3 protein-coding genes are annotated in these 3,724 nt (G+C 69.0%); all 3 read right to left on the bottom strand.

All coding sequences use genetic code 11. From position 1 onward, the window contains the following. Window positions 1–1,461: DUF4118 domain-containing protein (locus tag DSP71_RS21170; protein ID WP_113681987.1), on the bottom strand; the 1,461-nt coding region annotated here is incomplete at its 3' end. Beyond that, on the bottom strand, window positions 1,458–2,060 hold the full coding sequence (kdpC, locus tag DSP71_RS21165) for a potassium-transporting ATPase subunit KdpC (protein WP_113681986.1): 603 nt from the start codon (window positions 2,058–2,060) through the stop codon (window positions 1,458–1,460). The genes DSP71_RS21170 and kdpC, both read right to left, overlap by 4 nt. A 26-nt stretch (window positions 2,061–2,086) precedes the next feature. Continuing rightward, window positions 2,087–3,724: potassium-transporting ATPase subunit KdpB (gene kdpB, locus DSP71_RS21160; protein ID WP_113681985.1), on the bottom strand; the 1,638-nt coding region annotated here is incomplete at its 5' end.

Genomic DNA, 3,724 nt, shown 5'->3' with positions numbered 1-3,724 from the left:
GATGATGCTGACCAGGATCGCGATCACGACGTAGAGCGCGAGAGCCAGCACGTGCAGCGGGTGCGCGATCGTGATCGTGAAGAGCGGCGCGACGAAGAGGAAGTCGAGGGTGATGCCCGAGAGCACGGCGGCGAACACCGCGGGACGGATGCCGCCGATGAGGGCGACCACGACCACGAGCAGCTGGTAGGCGAGCACTTCGGCGGTGATCGACTCGGGACTGCGATACGTGTACATGATCCACGACAGGATCGGACCGAACACCAGGGCGACGCCGAACCCCAGCAGCTGCCGCCGCCAGCCCAGAGCCCCGCCCTTGATGCGCGGGAGCACCATCCGCCCGCCCGCCGCGGCATGGGTGACGATGTGCACGTCGATGTCGCCGGAGCGCCGGATGACCTCCGAGCCGATGCCGGGACCGGTGAGAGCGGCGGCCAGTCGGCTGCGTCTGCTGACGCCGATCACGAGCTGAGTGGCGTCGGCGCCCTGTGCGAACTCGACGAGCGTGGCAGGGATGTCGTCGCCGACGACCTGGTGATAGGTGCCGCCGAGCGATTCCACGAGGGTGCGCTGTGCGGCGAGGGCACCGGGCGTCTCGTCGCGCAGACCGTCCTGCGCGGAGATGTGCACGGCGAGCAGTTCCCCACCGGCGGAGCGGGCCGCGATCCTGGCTCCACGGCGGAGGAGGGTCTCGCCCTCTGGCCCTCCGGTCAGGGCGACGACCACGCGCTCCCTGGCCTGCCATGTGCCCTCGATGCCCTGCTCGGCACGGTAGCTGCGCAGCGCGCTGTCGACCTCGTCGGCGAGCCAGAGCAGGGCCAGCTCGCGCAGTGCGGTGAGGTTGCCGAGGCGGAAGTAGTTCGACAGGGCGGCGTCGATCCGCTCGGCGGGATACACGAGTCCTGCCGACAGGCGATCACGCAGGGTCTGCGGGGCCAGATCGACGACCTCGATCTCGTCGGCGGCACGGACCACGGCGTCCGGAATCGTCTCCTGCTGTGCGATGCCGGTGATCTTCTCGACCACGGCGTTGAGCGACTCGATGTGCTGCACGTTGACCGTGGTCACCACGTCGATGCCGGCGTTCAGCAGCTCGTCCACGTCCTGCCAGCGCTTCGCGTTGCGGGAGCCGGGGGCGTTCGTGTGCGCCAGCTCGTCCACGAGGGCGATCTCGGGCGCGCGGTCGAGCACGGCGTCCACGTCGAGCTCGGTCAGCGCGACTCCGCGGTGCAGGTCGACTCGCCGTGGAACCTCGGGGAGCCCTGCAGTCTGCGCCTGTGTCGCGGCGCGCTCGTGCGTCTCCACGATCGCGATCACGACATCGTGGCCCTCGTCGAGCATCCGCCGTCCCTCGGCGAGCATCTCGTAGGTCTTGCCGACGCCGGGGGCGGCCCCGAGCAGGACTCGGAGCCGCCCCCGGCGCTGGTGGCCCTGGGCTCGACGAAGAGGTGCTGCGGTCATTCGCCCTCCCGGTCATCGAGCGCGAGGTTGAGTTCGGCGACGTTGATGCGTTCCTCGCCGAGGAATCCCAGATCCCGCCCTTGAATCCTAGACTCCACGAGGTCGCGCACCTCCTGTTCGGAGAGTCCGCGGGCGTCGGCGACGCGCGGCACCTGCAGCAGCGCGTACGCGACGCTGATGTGCGGATCGAGCCCCGAGCCGGATGCCGTGACCGCGTCGGCCGGCACCTCCGACGGGTCGACGCCCTCGCGCTCCGCGATCGCAGCCTTGCGTTCGGCGATGGCGGTCACGAGGTCGGGGTTCTCCGGCCCGAGGTTGCTGCCGCTGGAGCCGGCTCCGTCGTATCCGTCGCCCGCGGCGGAGGGGCGTGACTGGAAGTACTCCGGGAGCGCCTCGCCGTCTGCGTCTGTGAAGGACTGGCCGATCAGCGAGCTGCCCTTGTCGTCGGGCAGCGGCGAGCCGTTGGCCTGCCACGGAAGCAGGAGCTGGCCGATGCCGGTGACCAGGAGTGTGTAACCGACGCCGAGCACGAGGGTGAGGACCACCATCGCGCGGAGGGCGACACCGGTGGTGCGGAGAGCGGTGCGAGTGGATGACATGTTCTGGATTCCGTTTCAGAGCCGGGTCAGAAGCCCGGGATGAGGCTGATCACGAGGTCGATGAGCTTGATGCCGATGAACGGGGCGATCACACCGCCGAGACCGTAGATCAGCAGGTTGCGCTGCAGGATCTGCGAGGCGCTCGCCGGGCGGTACTTCACCCCTCGCAGGGCCAGCGGGATCAGGAACACGATCACGATCGCGTTGAAGATGATCGCACTGGTGACAGCGGAGGCCGGCGAGTGCAGCTGCATGATGTTCAGGGCCGCGAGTCCGGGGAAGACCCCCATGAACATCGCCGGGATGATCGCGAAGTACTTGGCGATGTCGTTCGCGAGCGAGAACGTGGTGAGCGCTCCGCGCGTGATGAGCAGCTGCTTGCCGATGCGCACGATGTCGATCAGCTTGGTGGGGTCGGAATCGAGGTCGACCATGTTGCCCGCCTCTTTCGCCGCCGAGGTGCCGGTGTTCATCGCGACGCCGACATCGGCCTGCGCGAGGGCGGGGGCGTCGTTCGTGCCGTCACCGGTCATCGCGACCAGGCGTCCTCCTTCCTGCTCCCGCCGGATGAGCTCGAGCTTGTCTTCGGGGGTGGCCTCGGCGAGGAAGTCGTCGACACCGGCCTCCTTCGCGATGGCGGCGGCCGTGAGCGGGTTGTCGCCCGTGATCATGACGGTGCGGATGCCCATCGCCCGCAGCTCGTCGAAGCGCTCACGCAGGCCGTCCTTCACGATGTCCTTGAGGTGCACGACGCCGAGGATGCGGGCGTCCGCGCCAGGGCCTTTCACCGCGACGACGAGAGGAGTGCCGCCGCTCTCGGCCACGGCGTCGGTGCGACTCGTGAGTTCGAGGTCGTCGCCGTCGAGTCCGAGCCAGGCGCGGACAGCGGAGCCGGCACCCTTGCGGATCTGCGTGCCGTCGGCCAGGTCGAGGCCCGACATACGGGTCTGTGCCGTGAACGGAACGACAACGGCGTCATCGGGGGCGATCACCCGGATGCCCTGCGCGGCCGCGAGTTCGACGATCGAGGCACCCTCTGGGGTGGGGTCCGCAAGAGACGACAGCGCCGCGACGCGCAGCAGCTCGTCTGCATCGACACCCGGAAGAGCCAGCACCTCGTGCGCCCGGCGGTTGCCGTACGTGATGGTGCCCGTCTTGTCGAGCAGCAGGGTGGTGACATCTCCCGCGGCCTCGACCGCACGACCGGACATCGCGAGCACGTTGCGCTGCACGAGCCGGTCCATGCCGGCGATGCCGATGGCCGAGAGCAGCGCCCCGATGGTGGTCGGGATCAGGCAGACGAGCAGGGCGATGAGCACCGGGATGCTGACGGGGGAGGCGGCGTACGACGCGATCGGGTTCAGGGCCAGCACCACGACCACGAAGATGATCGACAGGCTCGCGAGCAGGATGTTCAGCGCGATCTCGTTGGGAGTGCGCTGACGGCTGGCACCTTCGACGAGCGCGATCATGCGGTCGACGAAGGTCTCGCCCGGCTTCGAGGTGATGCGCACCACGATCCGGTCCGACAGCACCCGGGTGCCACCGGTCACCGCACTGCGGTCGCCACCGGACTCTCGGATCACTGGAGCGCTCTCGCCCGTGATCGCCGACTCGTCGACGGTGGCGATGCCCGAGACGATGTCGCCGTCGCCGGGGATCAG

The organism is Microbacterium sp. H6, assembly GCF_003314775.1.
Taxonomy (GTDB): domain Bacteria; phylum Actinomycetota; class Actinomycetes; order Actinomycetales; family Microbacteriaceae; genus Microbacterium; species Microbacterium oxydans.
Note: the sequence above shows the minus strand (reverse complement) of the source record. Positions and strands in the feature narration are given on the sequence as shown.

Excerpts from the sequence above, each read along its gene's own strand:
- kdpC (WP_113681986.1), bottom strand. The coding sequence starts at position 2,060 with ATGTCATCCACTCGCACCGCTCTCCGCACCACCGGTGTCGCCCTCCGC.